22 protein-coding genes are annotated in these 19,688 nt (G+C 67.8%); 11 read left to right on the top strand and 11 right to left on the bottom strand.

Annotated features, from left to right (window positions below):
* Positions 1-441 precede the first annotated feature (441 nt).
* The 3 genes from GS4_RS25900 (at position 442) to otsB (ending at position 2,983) form a co-directional block, all read left to right on the top strand.
* Positions 442-606 carry a hypothetical protein gene (locus GS4_RS25900; protein ID WP_007624001.1) on the top strand — a complete coding sequence of 55 codons (165 nt, stop codon included), beginning with the start codon at positions 442-444 and terminating at the stop codon, positions 604-606.
* 69 nt (positions 607-675) lie between these two features.
* Positions 676-2,184: an alpha,alpha-trehalose-phosphate synthase (UDP-forming) gene (locus GS4_RS20005; protein ID WP_051989794.1), complete on the top strand. Its 1,509-nt coding sequence runs from the start codon at positions 676-678 to the stop codon at positions 2,182-2,184.
* 4 nt (positions 2,185-2,188) lie between these two features.
* Positions 2,189-2,983: a trehalose-phosphatase gene (gene otsB / locus GS4_RS20000; protein ID WP_007623997.1), complete on the top strand. Its 795-nt coding sequence runs from the start codon at positions 2,189-2,191 to the stop codon at positions 2,981-2,983.
* Between the two features lie 46 nt (positions 2,984-3,029).
* Here otsB and GS4_RS19995 read toward each other — a convergent pair whose 3' ends face one another.
* Both GS4_RS19995 and GS4_RS19990 read right to left on the bottom strand, forming a co-directional pair.
* Positions 3,030-3,842, bottom strand: a complete 813-nt coding sequence (locus GS4_RS19995; RefSeq protein ID WP_007623995.1) for a transglutaminase-like domain-containing protein — start codon at positions 3,840-3,842, stop codon at positions 3,030-3,032.
* A gap of 117 nt (positions 3,843-3,959) precedes the next feature.
* Positions 3,960-5,084: an ROK family transcriptional regulator gene (locus GS4_RS19990; protein WP_007623993.1), complete on the bottom strand. Its 1,125-nt coding sequence runs from the start codon at positions 5,082-5,084 to the stop codon at positions 3,960-3,962.
* 42 nt (positions 5,085-5,126) lie between these two features.
* Here GS4_RS19990 and GS4_RS19985 point away from each other — a divergent pair, with 42 nt between their 5' ends.
* On the top strand, positions 5,127-5,915 hold the full coding sequence (locus tag GS4_RS19985) for an SDR family NAD(P)-dependent oxidoreductase (RefSeq protein ID WP_040511140.1): 789 nt from the start codon (positions 5,127-5,129) through the stop codon (positions 5,913-5,915).
* A 78-nt stretch (positions 5,916-5,993) separates the two neighbouring features.
* Here the strand turns inward: GS4_RS19985 and GS4_RS19980 are convergent, their stop codons facing one another.
* Positions 5,994-6,296 (bottom strand): hypothetical protein, encoded by a 303-nt coding sequence (locus GS4_RS19980; protein WP_007623990.1) that lies wholly within the window; start codon positions 6,294-6,296, stop codon positions 5,994-5,996.
* A 326-nt stretch (positions 6,297-6,622) separates the two neighbouring features.
* Positions 6,623-6,772: a hypothetical protein gene (locus GS4_RS25685; protein WP_157226700.1), complete on the bottom strand. Its 150-nt coding sequence runs from the start codon at positions 6,770-6,772 to the stop codon at positions 6,623-6,625.
* 278 nt (positions 6,773-7,050) lie between these two features.
* Between GS4_RS25685 and GS4_RS19975 the strand changes: the two genes are divergently transcribed.
* Positions 7,051-7,686, top strand: a complete 636-nt coding sequence (locus GS4_RS19975) for a pyridoxamine 5'-phosphate oxidase family protein (RefSeq protein WP_007623988.1) — start codon at positions 7,051-7,053, stop codon at positions 7,684-7,686.
* Between the two features lie 32 nt (positions 7,687-7,718).
* Complete coding sequence (locus GS4_RS19970; protein ID WP_040511202.1) at positions 7,719-8,732, top strand: nitronate monooxygenase; 1,014 nt, start codon at positions 7,719-7,721, stop codon at positions 8,730-8,732.
* A gap of 50 nt (positions 8,733-8,782) precedes the next feature.
* Here the strand turns inward: GS4_RS19970 and GS4_RS25355 are convergent, their stop codons facing one another.
* From GS4_RS25355 to GS4_RS19940, 7 genes are all read right to left on the bottom strand, one after another.
* Positions 8,783-8,929: an ANTAR domain-containing protein gene (locus GS4_RS25355; RefSeq protein ID WP_083862801.1), complete on the bottom strand. Its 147-nt coding sequence runs from the start codon at positions 8,927-8,929 to the stop codon at positions 8,783-8,785.
* Between the two features lie 359 nt (positions 8,930-9,288).
* On the bottom strand, positions 9,289-10,542 hold the full coding sequence (locus GS4_RS19965; RefSeq protein WP_007623977.1) for a L,D-transpeptidase: 1,254 nt from the start codon (positions 10,540-10,542) through the stop codon (positions 9,289-9,291).
* 81 nt (positions 10,543-10,623) lie between these two features.
* Complete coding sequence (locus GS4_RS19960; RefSeq protein WP_007623976.1) at positions 10,624-11,616, bottom strand: glycine betaine ABC transporter substrate-binding protein; 993 nt, start codon at positions 11,614-11,616, stop codon at positions 10,624-10,626.
* The gene (locus GS4_RS19955) at positions 11,613-12,425 is read right to left on the bottom strand and encodes an ABC transporter permease (protein WP_007623975.1); all 813 of its coding nucleotides are present in this window, start codon (positions 12,423-12,425) and stop codon (positions 11,613-11,615) included. Before GS4_RS19955 ends, GS4_RS19960 begins: the two co-directional genes overlap by 4 nt.
* Positions 12,422-13,705 carry an ABC transporter ATP-binding protein gene (locus GS4_RS19950; protein ID WP_007623974.1) on the bottom strand — a complete coding sequence of 428 codons (1,284 nt, stop codon included), beginning with the start codon at positions 13,703-13,705 and terminating at the stop codon, positions 12,422-12,424. Before GS4_RS19950 ends, GS4_RS19955 begins: the two co-directional genes overlap by 4 nt.
* On the bottom strand, positions 13,702-14,346 hold the full coding sequence (locus GS4_RS19945; RefSeq protein ID WP_007623972.1) for an ABC transporter permease: 645 nt from the start codon (positions 14,344-14,346) through the stop codon (positions 13,702-13,704). Before GS4_RS19945 ends, GS4_RS19950 begins: the two co-directional genes overlap by 4 nt.
* A 342-nt stretch (positions 14,347-14,688) precedes the next feature.
* Positions 14,689-15,294 (bottom strand): helix-turn-helix domain-containing protein, encoded by a 606-nt coding sequence (locus GS4_RS19940; RefSeq protein WP_007623971.1) that lies wholly within the window; start codon positions 15,292-15,294, stop codon positions 14,689-14,691.
* A gap of 48 nt (positions 15,295-15,342) precedes the next feature.
* On the opposite strand from GS4_RS19940, the gene GS4_RS19935 reads away from it, so the two are divergent.
* The 5 genes from GS4_RS19935 to GS4_RS19915 all read left to right on the top strand — a co-directional run bounded on the left by GS4_RS19935 (position 15,343) and on the right by GS4_RS19915 (position 19,653).
* Positions 15,343-16,248 (top strand): class I SAM-dependent methyltransferase, encoded by a 906-nt coding sequence (locus tag GS4_RS19935; protein ID WP_007623970.1) that lies wholly within the window; start codon positions 15,343-15,345, stop codon positions 16,246-16,248.
* Positions 16,249-16,288: 40 nt separating this feature from the next.
* Complete coding sequence (locus tag GS4_RS19930) at positions 16,289-17,254, top strand: NAD(P)/FAD-dependent oxidoreductase (RefSeq protein ID WP_007623969.1); 966 nt, start codon at positions 16,289-16,291, stop codon at positions 17,252-17,254.
* A gap of 81 nt (positions 17,255-17,335) precedes the next feature.
* Positions 17,336-18,139, top strand: a complete 804-nt coding sequence (locus GS4_RS19925; RefSeq protein ID WP_007623968.1) for an alpha/beta fold hydrolase — start codon at positions 17,336-17,338, stop codon at positions 18,137-18,139.
* Between the two features lie 385 nt (positions 18,140-18,524).
* On the top strand, positions 18,525-19,277 hold the full coding sequence (locus GS4_RS19920; RefSeq protein ID WP_007623965.1) for an SDR family oxidoreductase: 753 nt from the start codon (positions 18,525-18,527) through the stop codon (positions 19,275-19,277).
* A gap of 40 nt (positions 19,278-19,317) precedes the next feature.
* On the top strand, positions 19,318-19,653 hold the full coding sequence (locus GS4_RS19915) for a nuclear transport factor 2 family protein (protein WP_007623963.1): 336 nt from the start codon (positions 19,318-19,320) through the stop codon (positions 19,651-19,653).
* Positions 19,654-19,688: the final 35 nt, after the last annotated feature.

The following is a 19,688-nucleotide window of genomic DNA, read 5'->3' as shown; positions in this document are numbered from 1 at the left end:
GGGCGCGTGGCCGGTCGTGCACGCCTCCCCGCCCCCTGGCGGACCAGAGGCGCCGAACGGCCCCGGTCCCGACCGCCCCGACCATCCGCCGACGGCGCCGTACCCGGGCCACCCCGCGCCGCCGGACGAACATCTCTCACGGCCTCCGACCAGCGACTCGTCTCGCCACACCGACCGCAGGACCGGTGCGGCACGATCGCCCGACGCCGCCGTCCACCGATCTCCGGGCCACGACGGACAGTCGGCGGTCCAGACGCGCCGCGTCGACTTCGGAGCACGCTCCGATGGGCGGTCCGCACCCCGGCGGGGCCAAGGACGGCCCAGGTAGAATCGACGATGCGCGACCGGATCGGTCGCGTGTGCGCATACCGTGCCGCAATCCGGGTACCCGGGTCGTCGGCGCACCACCGCCGACACCCACGTCGCCGACCAGAGGACACCATGCCCCCGAAGACCACCGACATCACCGACGACGAAGACCTGGAGCCGGTCACCGACGAGACCGCCGTGTCCGCCCGTCGCGTGGTGGCCACCTACGCAACCGACGCCGACGAGTGCCGGATGCTGCTGTCCATGCTGGGAATCGCACCGGTCGAGAACGCCTGACCTGTGACGTCGCAGAGTAGCGACTCCGAGTCCGACGTCACGTCGGCCACCGACGACGGCACGACGCCCGTGCCCCCGCGCTCACCGGGAACAGCCGAGTTCGTCGTCGTGGCGAATCGACTGCCCGTCGACAAAGAGGTGCTACCCGACGGCACGGTGCGCTGGAAGCGCAGCCCGGGCGGTCTGGTGACCGCACTCGAGCCGATCCTGCGCGAGCACACCGGCGCCTGGGTCGGATGGTCCGGCATCGCCGACTCCGACGACAACCCCGACATCGAGGGCGTCGAGATCCGGGCGGTGCCGCTGTCCACCCAGGAGATCGCCGAGTACTACGAGGGCTTCTCCAACGCCACGCTGTGGCCGCTCTACCACGACGTCATCGTCAAACCCGAGTACCACCGCGAGTGGTGGAACGCCTACGTCGAGGTCAATCGACGATTCGCCGAGGCGGCCGCCGAGACCGCCGCCGAGAACGCGATCGTCTGGGTGCAGGACTACCAACTGCAGTTGGTCCCCAAGATGCTCCGGATGCTGCGGCCCGACCTGCGCATCGGCTTCTTCTTGCACATCCCGTTCCCGCCGGTCGAACTGTTCATGCAGATGCCGTGGCGCACCGAGATCGTCGAGGGACTGCTCGGCGCCGACCTCATCGGCTTCCACCTCCCCGGTGGTGCACAGAACTTCCTCTTCCTCGCCCGACGCCTGGCCGGTCAGGCAACCAGCAAGGGGACCGTCGGCGTCCGTTCACGTTTCGGCGTCGTCCAGGTCGGCTTCCGATCGGTGCGTGTCGGCGCCTTCCCGATCTCCATCGACTCCGGCGAACTGGACACCAAGTCGAAGTCCAAGGAGATCCGCAAGCGTGCCGCCGAGATCCGTTCCGAGTTGGGCGATCCGGAGACGATCCTGCTCGGTGTCGACCGTCTGGACTACACCAAGGGCATCGATGTCCGTCTCAAGGCGCTCTCGGAGTTGCTGGCGGAGAAGCGGATCGATCCGGCGAAGACCGTCATGATCCAGCTGGCCACACCCAGCCGCGAGCGCGTCGACAGTTACGTGCGGATGCGGGCGGGTATCGAGCAGCTGGTCGGCAACATCAACGGCACCTACGGCACCGTCGGTCATCCCGTGGTCGAGTACCTGCACCGTCCGGTCCCGCGTGAAGACCTCATCGCGTTCTTCGTCGCCGCCGACGTCATGCTGGTGACCCCGCTGCGCGACGGCATGAACCTGGTCGCCAAGGAGTACGTCGCCTGCCGAAGCGACCTCGGCGGCGGACTGGTTCTCAGCGAGTTCACCGGCGCCGCAGCCGAACTCCGCTCCGCGTATCAGGCGAATCCGTACGATCTCGACGGCGTCAAAGACGCCATCGAGGCGGCGGTCCAGCAGTCGCCTCACGAGGGGCGCCGACGGATGCGCGCACTGCGCAGGCAGGTGCTCACCCACGACGTGTCCAAGTGGGCCGAGAGCTTCCTCGGCACCCTCGCGGCGACGCACGAGACCAGGGCCTCGGCCGACCGCGGAGTGCAACTCGTCGCGGAGACGACCACTCCCGCCGCCGACACCGCAGACGGAGAGTGAGCCGATGAGCGCAACCGGGGTCCCGCCGGACCTGCGAGAGGCGCTTCTCGCCGCCGCGGCGGCCGACCGCCTGCTGGTGGCCTCGGACTACGACGGCTGTATCGCCCCCATCGTCTCTCGCCCCGAGGATGCCGCCCCGGATCCCGCGGCCATCGACGCCCTGCGCGTGGCCGCCGGTCTCCAGGACACCACGGCCGCAGTCGTCTCCGGTCGCGCTCTCGACGACCTGGTCCGACTGTCGGGGCTCTCCGACGGTTCGGTGGAACTCGTCGGCAGCCACGGCAGCGAGTTCACCACCGGGTTCCGTCAACCGGTCACCGACGACGCGCGTGCGCTACTCGAGCGCATCATCGCCGAATTCCGTTCCATCGCAATCGGTGTGGATGGCGTGACGGTCGAGGTCAAGCCAGTCAGCACCACCCTGCACGTCCGCAATGCCGCGCCGAACGATGCCGAGGTCGCACTCGACCGCGCCCGGACCGGACCGGCGTCCTGGCCCGGAGTGCAGACCACCGAGGGCAAGGCCGTCATCGAACTGGCCGTCATCGAGACCAGCAAGGGGCATGCGCTGGATCTCCTGCGCGAGCAGCATCGGTCGGATGTGGTCGTCTACCTCGGTGACGACGTGACCGACGAGAAGGCCTTCGCGCATCTGCGCGGCCGAGACGTGAGCATCAAGGTCGGCGACGGCGACACCATCGCCACACATCACGTCGGCGACCCGGCCGACGTCGCGACCGTCCTCGAGTTCGTCACCGCCCATCGACGGGAACATCTCGCGGAGCGCGCATCTAGCTGATCGATCGTCGGATCGATCCGGACTCGTCGCGGTCCGACGATCGGACTCAGCTGATCCGGATGCGTGCGGTCCCGTCGTCGTCGGGGAGATCGCCACGCACCGTCGCGAACACCTGGTACGACTTCAAGGTGATGGACCCGCCGTGGTTGTCGAGGAACGCGGTGTCGGCGGCGTCACGCCCGGTTGCGATGCGCACCAGGCTCTGTCGGGGTGCGAGCCCGGTCGCGTCCACCACCACCCACTCGCCGTCGACGAGCGCCTCGGCCACCGCGTGGAAGTCCATCGGCGAACATCCCGGCGCGTAGACGGCGACGACCCGCGCGGGTACGTTCAGCGCACGCAGCAGCGCGACGACCAGGTGCGCGTAGTCACGGCAGACACCCGCGCCCGCGAGCAGCGTGTCGGCCGCACCGTCGATCGGATCGCTCGATCCGGGGATGTAACTCAGCCGCGACTTCACGTAATCGGTGACGTCGGTGAGGAGTTCGGCCTGTGTGCGGGACGTGTCGAACTGGCGCGACGCGAACCCGTAGAACTTGTCGCACTCGGCGTAGCGGCTGGGCCGCAGATAGACCGTGGGGTCGGTGGCGGCGACCGGAATCGGGTCGGCGGGTGCCGACACGGTGGCCGAATAGGAGATCGTGAGCATCCCCGGATCGAGGGTGAGCCGATGGATTCGACTCTCGCACTCGCCGACGACCTCCGACGGCGTGACCCATAGCCCGTCGACCGCGACGCGGAGTTCCTCCTCGAAACCGAGTCCCGGCACCCGGGCGACGGCCACCTGCATGTCGAGGACGGTCGCGGCGGTGACCTCGACCTCCAGGGTGGCGGAGATGTCGCGGATCGAAGTGGTCATGCGCCCAGGGTAGGCACCAGTACGGCATGCGCGCGAATCCACTTCCCGGTCACGTCGCGCGCACCGGTGTTCGCCGGCGATCCCCTGATCGACGATGCTTCAGTCGGCCGCAGAACTTCAGTCGGCCGCAGATGCAGCAATCGGATCGGCGTAGATCACACTGAGCGCCACCACGATCGCCGCGCTCTCGGTGACCCGGATACCGAACCGGGACGGGCTCAGCTCGAGCGGGAACCGGGTTCGGCTCGCGGCGTCGAAGGCCGCCTGGACCGGTGCGAGACCGTCCGGGTGTGCCCCGAAGGCATCCCCGGCGACCACCACCGAGTCGGGATTGATCACATCCCGGATCAACGCGACGCTCTCGCCCAGCACACGAGCGCGCTCGTCGAGCAGCACACCCGCATCGGGCTCGATCCCGAGGCGCTGCGCTGCCGCAGCCAGTGCGGCGCTGCCGATGACCTCCTGCAGCGTGACGGTCCCCTCGGCGAGAAACCGGCTCGCGACCGGGACGTGCGCGACCGTGCCGGCACCGCGGGCCGGGACATGGACCTTGCCGTCAAAAGTGATGGCCATGCCGACCGTCTCGCGCGCGTAGAAGAAGAGTCCGGTGCCGTCGGCGTGGCGTGGGTGTGTCAGCAGCAGCTCGGCCGCCGACATCGCCTGCACGTGTTCGCAGACCGAGACCGGCACGTCGAGTTCGGCGGCCAGCACCGCGCCGATCGGGACCTTGCGCCAGTCCAGCACCGGATGGTCGACGATGCCGGTCGGGGCATCGACGACACCGCCGACGGCCACCCCGCCCCAGAGGAGACGGCGCCCACCGAACTTGTCGGCGAGATCTCGCAACTGCCTGCTCAGCGACTGCACGGCCGCCGTCGCGTCACCAGACGGGGTGAGGACCGCGTGGCTGTACAGCGCACGACCGCCGAGATCGGCGATGGCGAGCAGCGTGCGCCGCGCACCGATGTGCATGCCTGCGACGCAGAGCCGATCGCGATCGATGGTCAACGGATTCTTGGGGCGCCCGATGCCGCCGGGATCGACCAGATCGGGACGCTCGGCGATGAGCTTGCGCCCGACCAGGGCGGTGACCTGACGGTTGATCGTCGCGGGCGACAGACCCGTCGCCGTCACCAACTGGTCGCGGGTGACCGGTCCGCCCGCTCGGATCGCCTGCAGCACCGCAGCAGCCGGGAGAGACCCCACCTGCAGCGCGGCGGGGATCACTCCACTGGGCGACATGGCACTCCAATCTAGCAGTGTCGGCATCGTTAAACTGTGGTCATGACCAGCACTTCGGCTTCAACATCGCCCGGATCGCAACCCCTGTCAGATGATGCGGATCGCAAGGTGGCTGTGGTAACCGGAGCCAGCTCCGGGATCGGTGCGGCCACCGCCCGTGCCCTCGCCGCGGCCGGCTACCAGGTCGTGCTGGGAGCGCGTCGGATCGACCGGGTGAACGCGCTCGCCGAGGAGATCGGCGGCCTCGGCCGGCAACTCGACGTCACCGACGAGGCCTCGGTCGAGGCGTTCGTCGCCGGACTCGACCGCGTGCACGTCCTCGTCAACAACGCCGGCGGCGCCAAGGGCCTCGACCCGGTCGCCACCGCCGACCTCGACGACTGGCGCTGGATGTGGGAGACCAACGTGCTGGGCACCCTCCGGGTGACCAAGGCCCTCCTTCCCGCACTCGTCGACTCCGGCGACGGACTGATCGTCACGATCACCTCCATCGCGGCCATCGAGGCCTACGACAACGGCGCCGGCTACACCTCCGCCAAGCACGCGCAGGGCGTCCTGCACCGGACCCTTCGGTACGAGCTCCTCGGAAAGCCGGTGCGGCTCACCGAGATCGCCCCTGGGATGGTCGAGACCGACTTCTCGCTGGTGCGCTTCGAAGGCGACCAGGAACGCGCCGACGCCGTCTACCAGGGCCTCGATCCGCTCTCGGCTGACGACGTCGCCGACGTCATCTCCTTCGTCGCCACCCGGCCTCCGCACGTGAATCTCGACCAGATCGTCATCAAGCCGCGCGATCAGGCGTCCGCCCGACGCAACGTGAAGACCGGCTGACCGGGTCGGGCGATCGCCGCCCTCTCCGCGGGTGCGACGGGCGCCGCCGACCAGCGCGGCGGCCCGAGACCGCGGAGTTCACCGCGGGTCTGGCATCGCGAGAGTTCCGCCGACAGCCGGACCGCTGCCGCACTGCCCTTCCGATGCCAGGTGCGGTAGAAGGTGACCTGGTCGGCTCGATGTTGGCGCGGCCGTGGTGACCTGTGCCATCGCCCGGTAGTAGCTGTAGTCGGCGTTGCTCTCGGATATCCGCGCGGGCAATGTCCGACAGTCAGTGGTCCGCGCCGGTGCGGCATCGGGTTCGGCGGGCACCGTCGCCGACACGGCCAGGCCGGCGAGGAGCCCCGCGGCGTAGGCAGCGAGACGAGATCGGACGGTCATGGACCGACGCCTCCCGACCGAAGCAGATCGAGCTGGGCGACGCGCTCAGGAGAGGTTGAGAGCCCGGATCCGGGCGAGTTGCATATCGTGAATATGCAACCGACTCGATGCTGACATCGATGAGTTGATTTCGCGTTGGCGAATCTCGACCGATTACCAGGTTGCCATTCTCTACCGCCGCCATCTCGCGAATCCGCGTCAGAACCTTCGTTCGTGGACGGGTGCGCCCCGCATTGGTACCCCTGACTGTCGAGTGCGGCGCACCACCACATCTGCCGCATAAGCTCTGACGGTCGACATGTGTTCTCTGCAGCACAGATCCGAGGTCAGGCGGTCTCGATCTGGGGCGCTTCGGCGACGATTGGCAAGGACGGATCCGACGGCGACACCGGGGTCACCAGGTCTTGAAATTTCTCCATTCCCAGCGCCACGATCATCAAGACGACCGGAACAAGGACCACCACGAGTGCAACCACCGCTGATCTCCCGGGAGAAGTCGACGAGACATTTACCAACGTGAATTATCCTAGCTCCGCTACGCACTGTCGGCACCGAGAGTTGCGTCACTGTGCGCGATTCCCGGAACTTGCCGAGTAACTGCCATGGCCGGGTGCGAAATCTGTACGAGGCCGACGCGCGGTCGACGATAAGCCGCCGGCATACCGGTGGCGTACAGATTTCGTGCAGCTCCGATCCGACTCTCGTGTTCCAGACCTCGCGCAGCGAAAACAGATCAGCGGCCTAGGGTGGCGACATGGGCCATCGCTACCAGCATCTCGTCTTCGGCGAACGCTCACTCGCCCGGCAGCGCACGGTCGGCAGCATCGTCGCCTATGGTGCCGGACTCGACTCGCCGGACGAGGGTGCGCAGGAGATCGGCGAACGAGAGATCCGACTGCTGACCGGCGCGTTCCAATTCCACCTCGCCAGCGTGACGCCCGAGGGTTGGCCGTATGTGCAGTACCGGAGCGGCCCGTCCGGCTTCCTGCATCATCTGCACGGCAATCGGTTCGCCTTCGCCGACTTCCACGGCAACCAGCAGTTCGTCTCGGTCGGCAACATCGAGAGCGACGACCGGGTGTCGCTGTTCGTCGCCGACTACGTCCGCAAGACACGGTTGAAGGTCTTCGGGCGCGCCTCGGTCGTCGATGCCGCCGACGACCCGGAGCTCCTGCAGTCCCTACGCCGCATCGGCGATCAGGAGATCGCGGCAGGGTGCGAGCGGAGCATCGTGGTCGACGTCGAGGCTTTCGACTGGAACTGCTCCCGCAGCCTGATCCCGCAGTACACCGCAGAACAGGTGCGCGAACGCACCCAGCCGTACATCGACAAGATGGCCGAGATGCAACGTGAGATCGATACGCTCACAGCACGTCTCGCCGCCGAGTGACCCAAACCGACAACGACCTGCAGGAGCGCACAGTGTTCGACCTCCGCGACCTCACCAGCCCAGTCGTCGGCGCCCCGATGGCAGGCGGCCCGAGCACTCCCGCTCTCGTCGAGACCACTGTGCGCGCAGGCGGACTCGGCCTGCTGGCGGCGGGCTACCTGACATCCGAGAAGCTCGCCGACGACATCGCGGCGACGCAGGCAACCGGGACACGCGTGTTCGGCGTCAACATCTTCGTCCCGGAGACCCGGCCCACCGATCGCGCCGCGGTCAGCGCGTTTCGCTCCGCGCTGGTCCCGTTCGCGGCCGAACGCGATGTGGTACTGCCCGAGTTGGACGGCCTGCTGGACGACGACGACCACTACGACGCGAAGATCGATGCCGTCGTCGAGGCACGGGTCCCGGTGGTGACGTTCACTTTCGGCCTGCCGTCCGCGACGGTGGTCGACCGCCTGCACGCGATCGACACCTCGATCGGTGTGACCGTCACGTCTGCGGCCGATGCAGCAGCAGCGGTGACCGTGGGTGCCGACTGGTTGTGCCTGCAGGGACCCGACGGCGGTGGCCACCGGTCGACATTCGATCGATACACGACGCCGCCCACCCAGTCGCTGGACGATCTGATCCGAGAGGTGTCGGCCACCGTCGACGTGCCGTTGGTCGCCGCCGGCGGGATCGCCACACCCGAACGGGCCCACCAGATCCGCGCGCTGGGTGTGCCGACGGTACAGATCGGGACGGCTCTGCTGCGGACCGCCGAGGCCGGCACCAAACTCGCCCATGCAAACGCCCTCGCCGATCCGGCGTTCGAGACCACCGTCCTCACCCGGGCCTACTCGGGGCGAATTGCCCGCGGTCTGCGCAATCGGTTCATCGACACCTTCGATGAACTCGCGCCGGCCGAGTACCCGGCGGTCAACACCCTGACCGGCGGCATCCGACGCGCCGCTGCCGACGACCCGCACACCATCAACCTGTGGGCGGGTACCGGATTCCGGGAGGCCCGCGAGGAGTCGTCAGCGGAGACCGTCGCCCGGTTCGCCTGACCCCGTCACTTCTCGCCGTCGTGGTGCGATCGCGATGGGAACCGACCCGCTCAGGACACCGGCTGATCCGGCTCCGGTGACGGATGATCGGCCGCCACGATCTGGTGCGCCACATCGACGAGCGCGGTGTTGGAGTCCTGTGAGAGTCGCCGCAGGATGTCGAAGGCCTGCAAGGCGTCCATGTCGCATCTCTCCATCGCGAACACGGGTCCGGCCGGGGCTTTTGACACCACATGCCAGTACTGGCACCCTGGAACGTGCCTCACGCCCCACAGAATCCTGGGGCGGAAACGGTCCGACCGTCGGCGCCCCCGTATCCCCGTGCGTAGGGTGCTGCCGATCTCATCGCAGCCGCGATGAAGCGGTCACGCCCGACATCCTCCGTTCCCCCTGGTAGGGATGTCGGATGGACCCCTCGAGGCTTGTCGGGCGGTGCCACCGCCGAGTCTCCTCCCCCCAGGACGAGGTGGTGGCACCGCCCCGGCAGCCTCGCGGTCAGCGGCGCCCGAGAGCCCTCACCTCGACCGGCTTGTCCGGGCGGCTCCGGCACCGGCGATCAACGCGGAGCGGCCGGCGCCGGGGCATCCGACGGCGTGGCAGGCACATTCGACTCCTCCGGTTCGCCGCCGAGCGCCGACATGCCCTTCCAGGTCGGCCAGTCGTAGATCCAGTCGAAGATGTCGCCGTCAGCCTCCGACAGTGCGATACGCGTGCCGGTGACCTCAACCGGATCACCGTAGATTGCCGACTCGAAGTAGCGCTGCGCATTCTCCAGCGAGAGGTTGATGCACCCGTTGGTGACGTTGGAGGCGCCCTGGACTCCGACGGTCTCGGGGTTGGCGTGGATGAACTCGCCGTTGTTGGAGATACGCACGGCGAAACGCTCCCGGACGTTGAAGTATCCCGCGGCCGGGTTGCTCATCGCGAAGTCCTCGTACTTCTCGCTGACCACGTGGATACCCGACCGTGTGACGTTGCGATCGAGATCGCCACCGCCGTAGCTGCACGGGAGGGTCATCAGGGTCGCCCCGTCGCGCACCACGGTGATCTGGTGCGAGGAGGCCTCGGCCTTGACCACCTGGGCCCGACCGATGGTGAAATCGCTGGTGACGTCTGCCGCGCCGTAGTCACCGCCGCCCAGGTCGACGCCGTACAGCTTCGCGTCCATGTGCACCTTGGTGCCCGGCGCGTAATACTCCTTGGTCCGCCAGTGCACGCGCGAGCCGTTGTCCTCGCCCAGCCATGCCCAGGCGCCCTCTGTCTCGGGCTCGGTGGTGACCTTGAGCCGCTTCTCGACTGCGGCCTTGTCCTGCACGGTGCCGTCGAACTTGAGGATGATCGGCGCCGCGATGCCGACCTCCTGTCCGTCTGCGATGTTGAGCACGACGTTGAGTTGGTTCTTCGGCGAGAGGGTGGTGAATGCGCCCTTGACCGGCGTCGTCACGCGGTCGTTGCCGATGGCACTGCCGCTCCACGTGTAGGTGACGCCGTAGCCGAGTGGCTCGGAGGTCGTGAAGGTCGTCCGATCGTCGGACAACGCACCCTGAACCGCTTTGCCGTTGTCGCTGAGGAGCTTGACGTCCGGGTTGAGCAGCCCGTTCTCTGCCTTGACCGACACCGTCGACGTCGGGTTGGGGGCCTCGCCGGAGTCAAGGGGTGGCGTGTAGCTGAGGGAAACGGTGGGCTGCTTGGGCCCGGACGGTCCCGCCTTGTCCTCCGGGCGAGCGCACGCGGCCGCGACGAGACCGAGTGCGCCGACTCCGGCTGCAGCGAGGACCGTCCGTCGAGTGGGGTGTTGCTGGCTGTTCATCGACTCCCACAGTACCGATCACCTGCGACGACGGTCGTCCGCACGGGCGTGCGTCACACTCTCGACGGACGGAGCGGGCTCCTAGGTGACCAGACCTTCGCTCTTCAGCCAGTCGTAGGCGACTTCCGCGGGGTCCTCACCGTCGATGTCGACACGACCGTTGAGCTCCTGCATGAGCGGGTCGGTGAGGCGCTCCGAGATGGTCGCCATCAACGTCGCGATCTCCGGGTTCGCCTCCAGGACGGGGGCACGGACCACGGTGCTGCCGCTGTACGGGAGGAAGAACTTCTTGTCGTCCTCGAGTGTGACGAGCTTGAGGTTCTTCACGCGGCCGTCGGTGGTGTAGATCATGCCGAAGTTGCAGGGCGCACTCTTGGCCGTGGACGTGTACACCACGCCCGCGTCCATCCGGGTCACGTTGCCCGCCGGCACCCCGTTGGGCTGACCGTAGGGGATGCCGTACTTCTCCAGCATCGGCACGAAACCGTCGGAACGACTGAAGAACTCGTCGTCGACGCAGAAGGTGCGGTCGGCGACCGGGAGCTTCGCGACGTCGGAGAGCGACTTCACCTTGAGGCGCTCCGCGGTCGGGGTCGATGCGCCGAACGCGTAGGTGTCGTTGAAGTTGGCCGGCGGCAACCAGTCCAGGTTGTTGTCGGCCTTCTCGATGTCGCGGACCTTGGTGTAGAGCTCCTGCGGGTCGGAAATGGTCTCGGTCTCGTTGTGGTAGTTCACCCAGCCGGTACCGGTGTACTCCCACAGGATGTCGGCATCGCCGTTGAGCTGCGCCTGCCGTGACGAAGCCGACCCCGGTGCGCCGGTGAGGTCGCTGACCTTGGCGCCCGCCGCCGCGAGGTATGTGGCCGTGATCTTGCCCAGCAGCACACCCTCGGTGAAGCTCTTCGACGTCACGACCAGCGGCACACCCTCGAGAGGCTTCTGGCCGTCGGGCAGGCTGGTGGCCCGGAACGTTCCCGAGGAGCTGACCAGCCCACAGCCGGCCAGCGCGACGGCGCTGACGAGCACGGCGACCATCGAGGCCAGCAGGCGCGAGCGGGAACGGGTGCGGGTCATGTCAGTCCTCGCGGTGTCGCGGCGAACTCGACCAGTCGTCCGAGCCAGTCGATGATCATCGCCAGCAGCGCCACCAGGATGGCGCCGGAGATGAGAAGTTTCGGAAGGAACAGGGTGACGCCGGTGGTGATCAGCGTACCCAGGCTGGTCGCGCCGATGAACGTGCTCAGCGTGGCCGTACCGACCAGGATGACCAGGGCGGTACGGACCCCGTTGAGGATGACCGGCACGGCCAGCGGCAGCTCGACCTGGAACAGGGTGCGGGCGGCCGAGTAGCCGATGCCGCGCGATGCCTCGATGGTGCGCTGATCGACCTGGCGGAGCCCGACGATCGTGTTCTGCAGGATCGGCAGGATCGCGTAGACGACCAGGCCGACGACGGCAGTCTTGAATCCGGTGCCCAACCAGAAGGTGAACAGCACCAGCAGACCGACCGCCGGTGCGGCCTGACCGATGTTGGCGATGTTGACCGCGATCGGGTTGAGCCATTTGGCCCATGGACGCGTCAGCAGGATGCCGAGCGGGATGGCCACCACGACGACGATCACCGTGGCGGTCAGCGTCAGCTTGATGTGGTCGATGATCGTGGTCTGCAGGGTCGACCAGGTCAGCGAGGCCTGCTCGGTCTCGGTGAAGGTCGTGGTCAGATACCAACTGAAGTAGCCGACACCCAGCACGATGATCACCAACGGCTCGAACCAGACGTCGATCGGGATCGGGCGCCTACGCTTCTTCGGCGCCTGCGTCAGCGCATCCGTCGCCGTGCCCGGAGCGGTCTGATCGCTGGTGTCGGCGGTGGTCGCGGTCATGACCTGGACGCCTCGGACTCGGCAGTCTGGGCGGACTCGGAGAACGCGGGCAGCGATGCGTCCTGCTGATCACCGTGGTGGTGGGACTCGTAAGAGGCGACGTCATCACGGGCGTCGGCGAGCTGACCGCGGATCACCGACATCACCGAGGCGATGGTCAGCGATCCGACCACCCGCCCGCGTCCGTCGGTGACCAGGGTGCCGCCCTGGCTGGCCGCCAGCATCGAGTCGAGAGCGTCGTTGAGCGTCGACGACGTGGCGACCGTCGGCAGACGGGAGTCGATGTAGTCGGTGATCCGGTCCTGCGACTCGACCTCGCGCAGCGACGGCCAGGCGCGCGGACGCCCGTGCTCGTCCACCACCACGATCCAGGTGTGTCCGGCTGCGCGGGCGCGGCCGGCGACCTCCTTCGACGACTCGCCGACCGTCGCGGTGGTCACCTCGTCGTGCTCGACGTCCTTGACGCGCGAGAGGGTGAGGTGCGCCAGCGTGGCTCCCGAGCCGATGAACTCCTCGACGAAGGCGTTGGCCGGGTTGGCGAGGATCTCCTCGGGGGTTGCGTACTGCTCGATCTGTCCGCCCTCGGAGAAGATCAGCACCTTGTCACCGAGTTTGGTGGCCTCTTCGAAGTCGTGGGTGACGATGACGATCGTCTTGGCGACCTCGTGCTGGATGGCGATGAGACTGTCCTGCAGGCGGACCCTGGTGATCGGGTCGACCGCGGAGAACGGCTCGTCCATCAGCAGGACCGGCGGGTCGGCGGCCAGCGCCCGGGCCACACCGACGCGCTGCTGCTGACCACCGGACATGTCCTTGGGCAGGCGGTCGGCGAATGCCGCGGCGTCCAGGCCGACCAGATCCAGCAGGTAATCGGTGCGGTCGGCGATCTTCTTCTTGTCCCAGCCGAGTACGCGCGGGATGGCTCCGATGTTCTTGCGGACCGACCAGTGCGGGAACAGGCCGCCGGACTGGATGACGTAGCCGACGGACTGGCGCAGCTTGTCGGGGTCCTCGTTGGTGACGTCGCGGTCGCCGATGAAGACCTTGCCCTCGGTGGGCTCGATCAGCCGGTTGATCATCTTCAGCGTGGTGGTCTTGCCACAGCCCGACGGTCCGACGAACGCGACGATGTCGCCGGCGTCGATCTCGAGGTCGAGCTTCTTCACCGCCGGCTTGGTGGTCCCGCGGTACTTCTTGACCACGCCCTCGAGACGGATGGGCGCGCCGGTGACCGTCCGGTCACCAGGAGCAGCGGCGGGGGTGGTCGTGGATTCGGTCATGACAGTCCCTTGGAGATCGTGACGCGTCCCAGCAGTGCCAGGAGCGCATCGAAGACGAGGGCGATGAGGACGATGAGGATGGTTCCGGTGAGCGCCATCTCCAACGCGTTCGCGCCGCCCAGACGCGAGAGTCCGTTGAAGATCAGCGATCCCAGGCCGGGCCCGAGGACGTAGGCGACGATCGCGGCGACGCCGACGATCATCTGCGTCGAGACGCGGATGCCCGTCAGGATCACCGGCCACGCGATCGGCAGTTCCACCGAGACCAGGGTCTTCCAGCGCGACAAGCCGATTCCGCGTGCCGACTCGATCACCGACGGTGGCACCGACCGCAGCCCGACGATCGCGTTGCCGATGACCGGTAGCGCGGCGAAGAACGCCAGCATGATGAACGAGGGCACCACGCCCAACCCGAACGGGACGATCAGCAGCGCCAACAGCGCCAGCGACGGGATCGTCAGGGCCACTCGACTCGTCGTCAGCGTCAGCGCCGATCCCAACGGGAGCCGGTACACCAGGACCGCCACGATCAGCGCGACGACCGTTCCCACGAGGACGGTCTGAAACGCCAGCGACGCATGCTGATACGTCAGGAACGAAAGGAACCCGACGCGACCGTCGATGTAGTTCCACAGATTCACAGGTACTTCCCCCTGTCGTCATGACCGCAGGCGGCCAGTCCCCGAGAACCTCGCCCCGGCGACACAGATCAAAACCCTAACCGCAGACCACGTCACCAGTGCGGGTTACGCGAATCCCCGAGACGCTCGAGCCCACCGTCCGCGGACGCCACCCATCCGGTCACGGACCGTCGGCCACCAGCGCCGACGGTGCCGCCCGGGCTGCGTAACACCTGTACAGGACAGTTATCGATCACCGTGATTTCAAGTCCGGTCACGCTCCGGGCGTGCGCCCGGAGCCGCCGACGAACTGCCTCGGCCCCGGCCGCGCACCTTCGGCCCCCGCTGATCGACGCGGGCGTGTCAGCCGGCGTCCGACCTCACTGCCGCGGCTGCCGGCGCCGCGCCGTGCAGATGCGCGCGCTCACCCTCGAGGTCGAAGATCGACACGATCTCGGTCGGCTCGTCGTGGGCCTCGATGGCGTGCGGGACCATCGTCGAGAACTCGGCGGCGTGGCCGGGCGGCACGATGATCGTCCGTTCCCCCAGTCGGAGCCGGATCGCGCCAGACAGCACTGTGAACCACTCGCGCCCGGGATGGACGCCGAGTTCGTGCGGTTCGGAGTTCCGGCCTTCCGGCTCGATCCGCATCTTGGCGACCGTGACCCCCTGCGGCGCACCCTCGCGCGAGAGCATCCACACCGTCCGGCCGGCCGAGGCCTGCGGTTCCGGGCGGATCACCACATCCTCGTCGCCGGCCGGCTCGACGAGCTGGTCGAGAGTGGTGCCCAACGCACGGGCGATGGGCACCAGCTGATCGAGCGCGACGCGTCGGTGACCGGTTTCGATCCGGCTCAGGGTCGACGGACTGAGGAAACATCGCGTCGCCAGGTTGTCGAGGGTCCACCCGCGGGCCAACCGGAGTCCACGGATCCGCTGTCGGACCACGACGTCGAGTTCTTGCGTCATACGCAAGAGCATATGCCATATGCGCATCGCGCGGCTAGGCTCGCCGACATGCAGCAACACAGCGACCACGGTGACGGGCACGGCTACGGGCATGGCCACGGACAGGGGCACGGCCATGACGGACACGCCGCCGAACATGCCGACTGGGGACGGATGCTGGACCTCGACGCCGAAGTTCTCGGCGGCTACCGGGACGTGGTGCTCGACCTGGCCGACCGCTACCTGGCGACACCGCCGCGGACCATCGCCGACCTGGGTGCCGGTACCGGCACCGGCACACTCGCGCTGGCCGCGCGTCACCCCGACGCCGAGATCCTGTCGCTCGACGACTCGGCGCCGATGATCGAACATCTCACGCAGCGCGCAAAGACACTGTCAGTCAAAGGAATTCGCGGCATCGTCTGTAACCTGGACAACGGATGGCCCGACCCCGCGACGCTGGGCACCGACGCGCCGATCGATCTGGCCTGGGCCGCCTCGTCACTCCACCATCTCGCCGACGTGCCGCTGCTCCTGCGCGGCCTCGCCGACGCACTCTCACCGACCGGCGTCGCGGTCGTGTTGGAGATCGACGCCCTACCCCGCTTCTTGCCCGACGACATCGGCATCGGGACACCGGGTCTCGAGGATCGGCTGATCGACGCGCGCGAGCGCAACGGGTGGAATCACCACCCGGACTGGACATCGACGCTGATCGAGGCCGGCCTGACGGCGGTGGACCGCGAGACGGTGACGACGACCGCCTCCGCCGGAGACCGCACCACCGAGTACGCCATCGAGTGGCTCGGCCGCTCCCGTAGCGGCCTCGCCGACGACCTGTCCGACGAGGACCGTGCGACCCTGGACGCCCTCCTCGATCCGGACCATCCGGCCTCGCTGCGTCACCGCGACGATGTCACGGCGAGCGTCGGCCGGACCGTTTGGTTCGCGCGCCGCGAAGAGAACCGACCGTGAGCACCTCTTCCCCGAAACCCTTTCTGCACGAGGAGATTCCATGAGCACCGAACTGACCTGCGATGTCGTTGTCATCGGCGGCGGACCGGGCGGCCTGGCCGCTGCGACCGCGCTCGCCCGTTCCCGACGTTCCGTGATCGTCGTCGACGCCGGGCAACCGCGGAACGCCCCCGCCGCGGGAGCGCACAACGTACTCGGCCACGACGGGGTCCCGCCGCTGGAGATCTTGGCCGCCGGCCGTCGCGAAGCGGAGGGCTACGGGGCGCGGGTGATCCCCGGCCGCGCGGTGTCGGCTCGCCGGACCACCGACGGGACGACTCCGGACCCATCTGCCGGCCTCGGATTCGTCATCGAACTCGCCGACGGCACAATTGTGCGGGCGCGTCGACTGATCCTGGCAACCGGACTCACCGACGTCCTGCCCGACATCCCCGGCGTAGCCGACCTGTGGGGGACCCACGTGCTGCACTGCCCGTACTGCCACGGCTGGGAGGTGCGCGACCAGCGCATCGTCGTCCTTGCGACCGGCCCGCTGAGTGCGCATCAGGCTCTTCTGTTCCGGCAGCTCTCCGACGACGTGACCGTCGTCGAACACACCGAGTCGGTGATCGACCCGGATGCCCGCACGCAGTTGGACGCGCGTGGTGTGACTCTCGTCGACGCACGCGTCGACCGGGTGGACACCGACGGCACCGACCTCCGCGGGGTGATCCTCACCGACGGCCGGACACTCGAGGCCGACGCCGTGGTGATCGGTCCCCGCTTCGTCGCGAATGCCGACCTGTTCGAGCAACTCGGCGGGACCGTGACCGACCATCCGAACGGCACCTACGTCGCAACCGGCCTGATGGGCGCCACCGACCTGCCCGGCGTCTGGGCCGTCGGCAACACCGCCGACTTGTCGGCGATGGTCGGCTCGGCCGCCGGCGCAGGTACCGGCGCCGGCGCTGCCGTCAATGCCGACCTCGTGGCCGAGGAGGCTCGAGCGGCGGCGGCACTCGTGTGACCTGGACACTTTCCGAGCGTTTGCCGCGCCGCCATGCCTTCGGCATTGATTTTACTGTGCAGCCGGGTAACACTAAGCCGCATGAATCTGTCCTACGAGATCGTCGGTGACGGCCCCACGCTCGTGCTGTTGCACGGCGTCGTCCATCGGCGTGAGGCATGGGATCCGGTGCTGGCCGAGCTGAGCCGACATCGGCGAGTCGTGACCGTCGACCTGCCGGGGCACGGTCGGTCGCCGGCCATGCCCGAGGGGGATGATCCGCTGCAGCTCGGGATGGAGATCCTGCGGGAGTTCCTCGACGAGATCAGCGATGGCGGTCCGATACACGTGGCCGGGAACTCGTTGGGAGGCTGGTTCGCATTGGAACTGGCGGCAACCGGGGCGGTCGCGTCGGCGACCGCACTCTCGCCGGCCGGCTTCTTCGTCAACTCGCTGGATCAGCGTCGGGCCGTGACTACGTTCCTCTTCTTACGTCGCGCCGCCCGCCTGATGGGCCGACATCGGGATCAGATACTCGACACGAAGATCGGCCGCACGATCGCGCTCGCCGTCTTCTTCGCCAAGCCATGGCTCATCGACGCCGAGGTCGCCAAGATCGACAGCCGCTCATTGCTGACCAACGAGATCATCGATCGCGGGCTCCAAGCCGACTTCGGCTTCACGACGCCACCGGCGGACGCCCGCGTCACCGTTGCCTGGGGCGGCCGCGATCTCGTGCTGCCGGCGTACGAGGCGCGCATGGTCCACCGCGTCTTCCCGCAGGCGACGGTCCGGGTCTATCCGGGCGTGGGACACGTGCCCATGACCGACGACCCCGAGCTCGTCGCGGCGATCCTGCTCGACGGGTCGAGGTCCGTCGGACATCTCGACAGCGACGCCGCCTAGATCGCCGCCGCGCCAACGCTGTCCGCCGATCGGAGGACACGCGTCGGTGTCGGCGAGATCGGTGCAGACGGTCGGTGATAGGACGGCGCCGTGCACCCGGACCCACATGTCGTGCCGCAGCCCGCACCCCGGCCCGTGCGTCGTGCGCCACTGACCTTCTCGTGGTTCACGCTCGCGGTCGCCCTGGTGGCGACCGTCGTCGGCTACGGCGTCGGAGTGGCATCACTCCTCACCTTCTTCGCAGCGGCGTCCGGTGGGGTTGCCCTCCAACACTCACGATCACCACAAATGAGACTTGTGAAGCCACCGTCTTTTACTGCTGGCCAGTTGTGAACATCGTCCCTACGGTCGAGTGCACACGCAACACGACCTCAGGAGGACAGAGATGACAGACGACCTCACCGGCACGTCGGCCGTGGTGGCCGCGGGAGCGAAGAACCTCGGTGGACTGATCAGTCGTCAGTTGGCCCAGGCAGGGGCCGACGTCGCCGTGCACTACAACAGCGACGCGACCGAGGCCGACGCCGACGCGACGGTCGCGGCCATTGAGGAACTCGGTCGGCGGGCCGTCAAGATCCAGGGCGATCTCACCGAGCCGGCGAACGTGACGGCACTCTTCGACCAGGCCGAGCAGGCGCTGGGCGGGCTGGACATCGCGGTGAACACGGTCGGCAAGGTGTTGCGCAAGCCGATCGTCGAGACCACCGAGGACGACTACGACTCGATGTTCGCGATCAACTCGAAGGCCGCGTACTTCTTCATCAAGGAAGCCGGACTCCACCTGCGGGACAACGGAAAGATCATCACGATCGTGACCGCACTGCTGGGCGCTTTCACCGACGGATACTCCACCTATGCCGGCGGCAAGAGTCCCGTCGAGCACTTCACCCGCGCAGCGGCGAAAGAGTTCGGCGATCGGAAGATCTCGGTCAACAGCATTGCGCCGGGGCCGATGGACACGCCGTTCTTCTACCCGCAGGAAACCCCGGAGCGGGTGGAGTTCCACAAGAGCCAGGCCATCGGCAACCAGCTCACCCAGATCGAAGACATCGCGCCCATCGTGACCTTCTTGGCCACGCAGGGATGGTGGGTCACCGGGCAGACACTGTTCGCCAACGGCGGTTACACCACCCGATGAAGACGCCACCCCGGAAGATTCGACCCGAGAGGACTAGACCATGACGACCAGCCCAGAGCTCCCCGCACCGATCGACCGATTCATCGACGCGGTGAACCGGCATGACACCGCAGCCTTCCTCGACATGTTCACCTCCGAGGGGCGCGTCGACGATTGGGGACGCGTGTTCGCCACCCGAGACGAGATCGCCACCTGGAACGACCGGGAATTCATCGGGTCCGACGGCATTCTGACGCCGCAGTCCGTCACCGTGGGTGATGATGCGACCGTCACCGTGGTCGGCGACTGGCGCAGCACGCACGCGAACGGGCTGTCCGCCTTCACCTTCGAGGTCGACGGAGACCAGATCAGGTCGATGACCATCAGAGAGGGCTGACCTCACGGGGGCCACACGGCGACGCAGTCACGCTG

It is taken from the genome of Gordonia soli NBRC 108243 (genome assembly GCF_000334455.1).
Taxonomy (GTDB): Bacteria; Actinomycetota; Actinomycetes; order Mycobacteriales; family Mycobacteriaceae; genus Gordonia; species Gordonia soli.
This window is presented reverse-complemented; position numbering and strand designations above follow the sequence as displayed.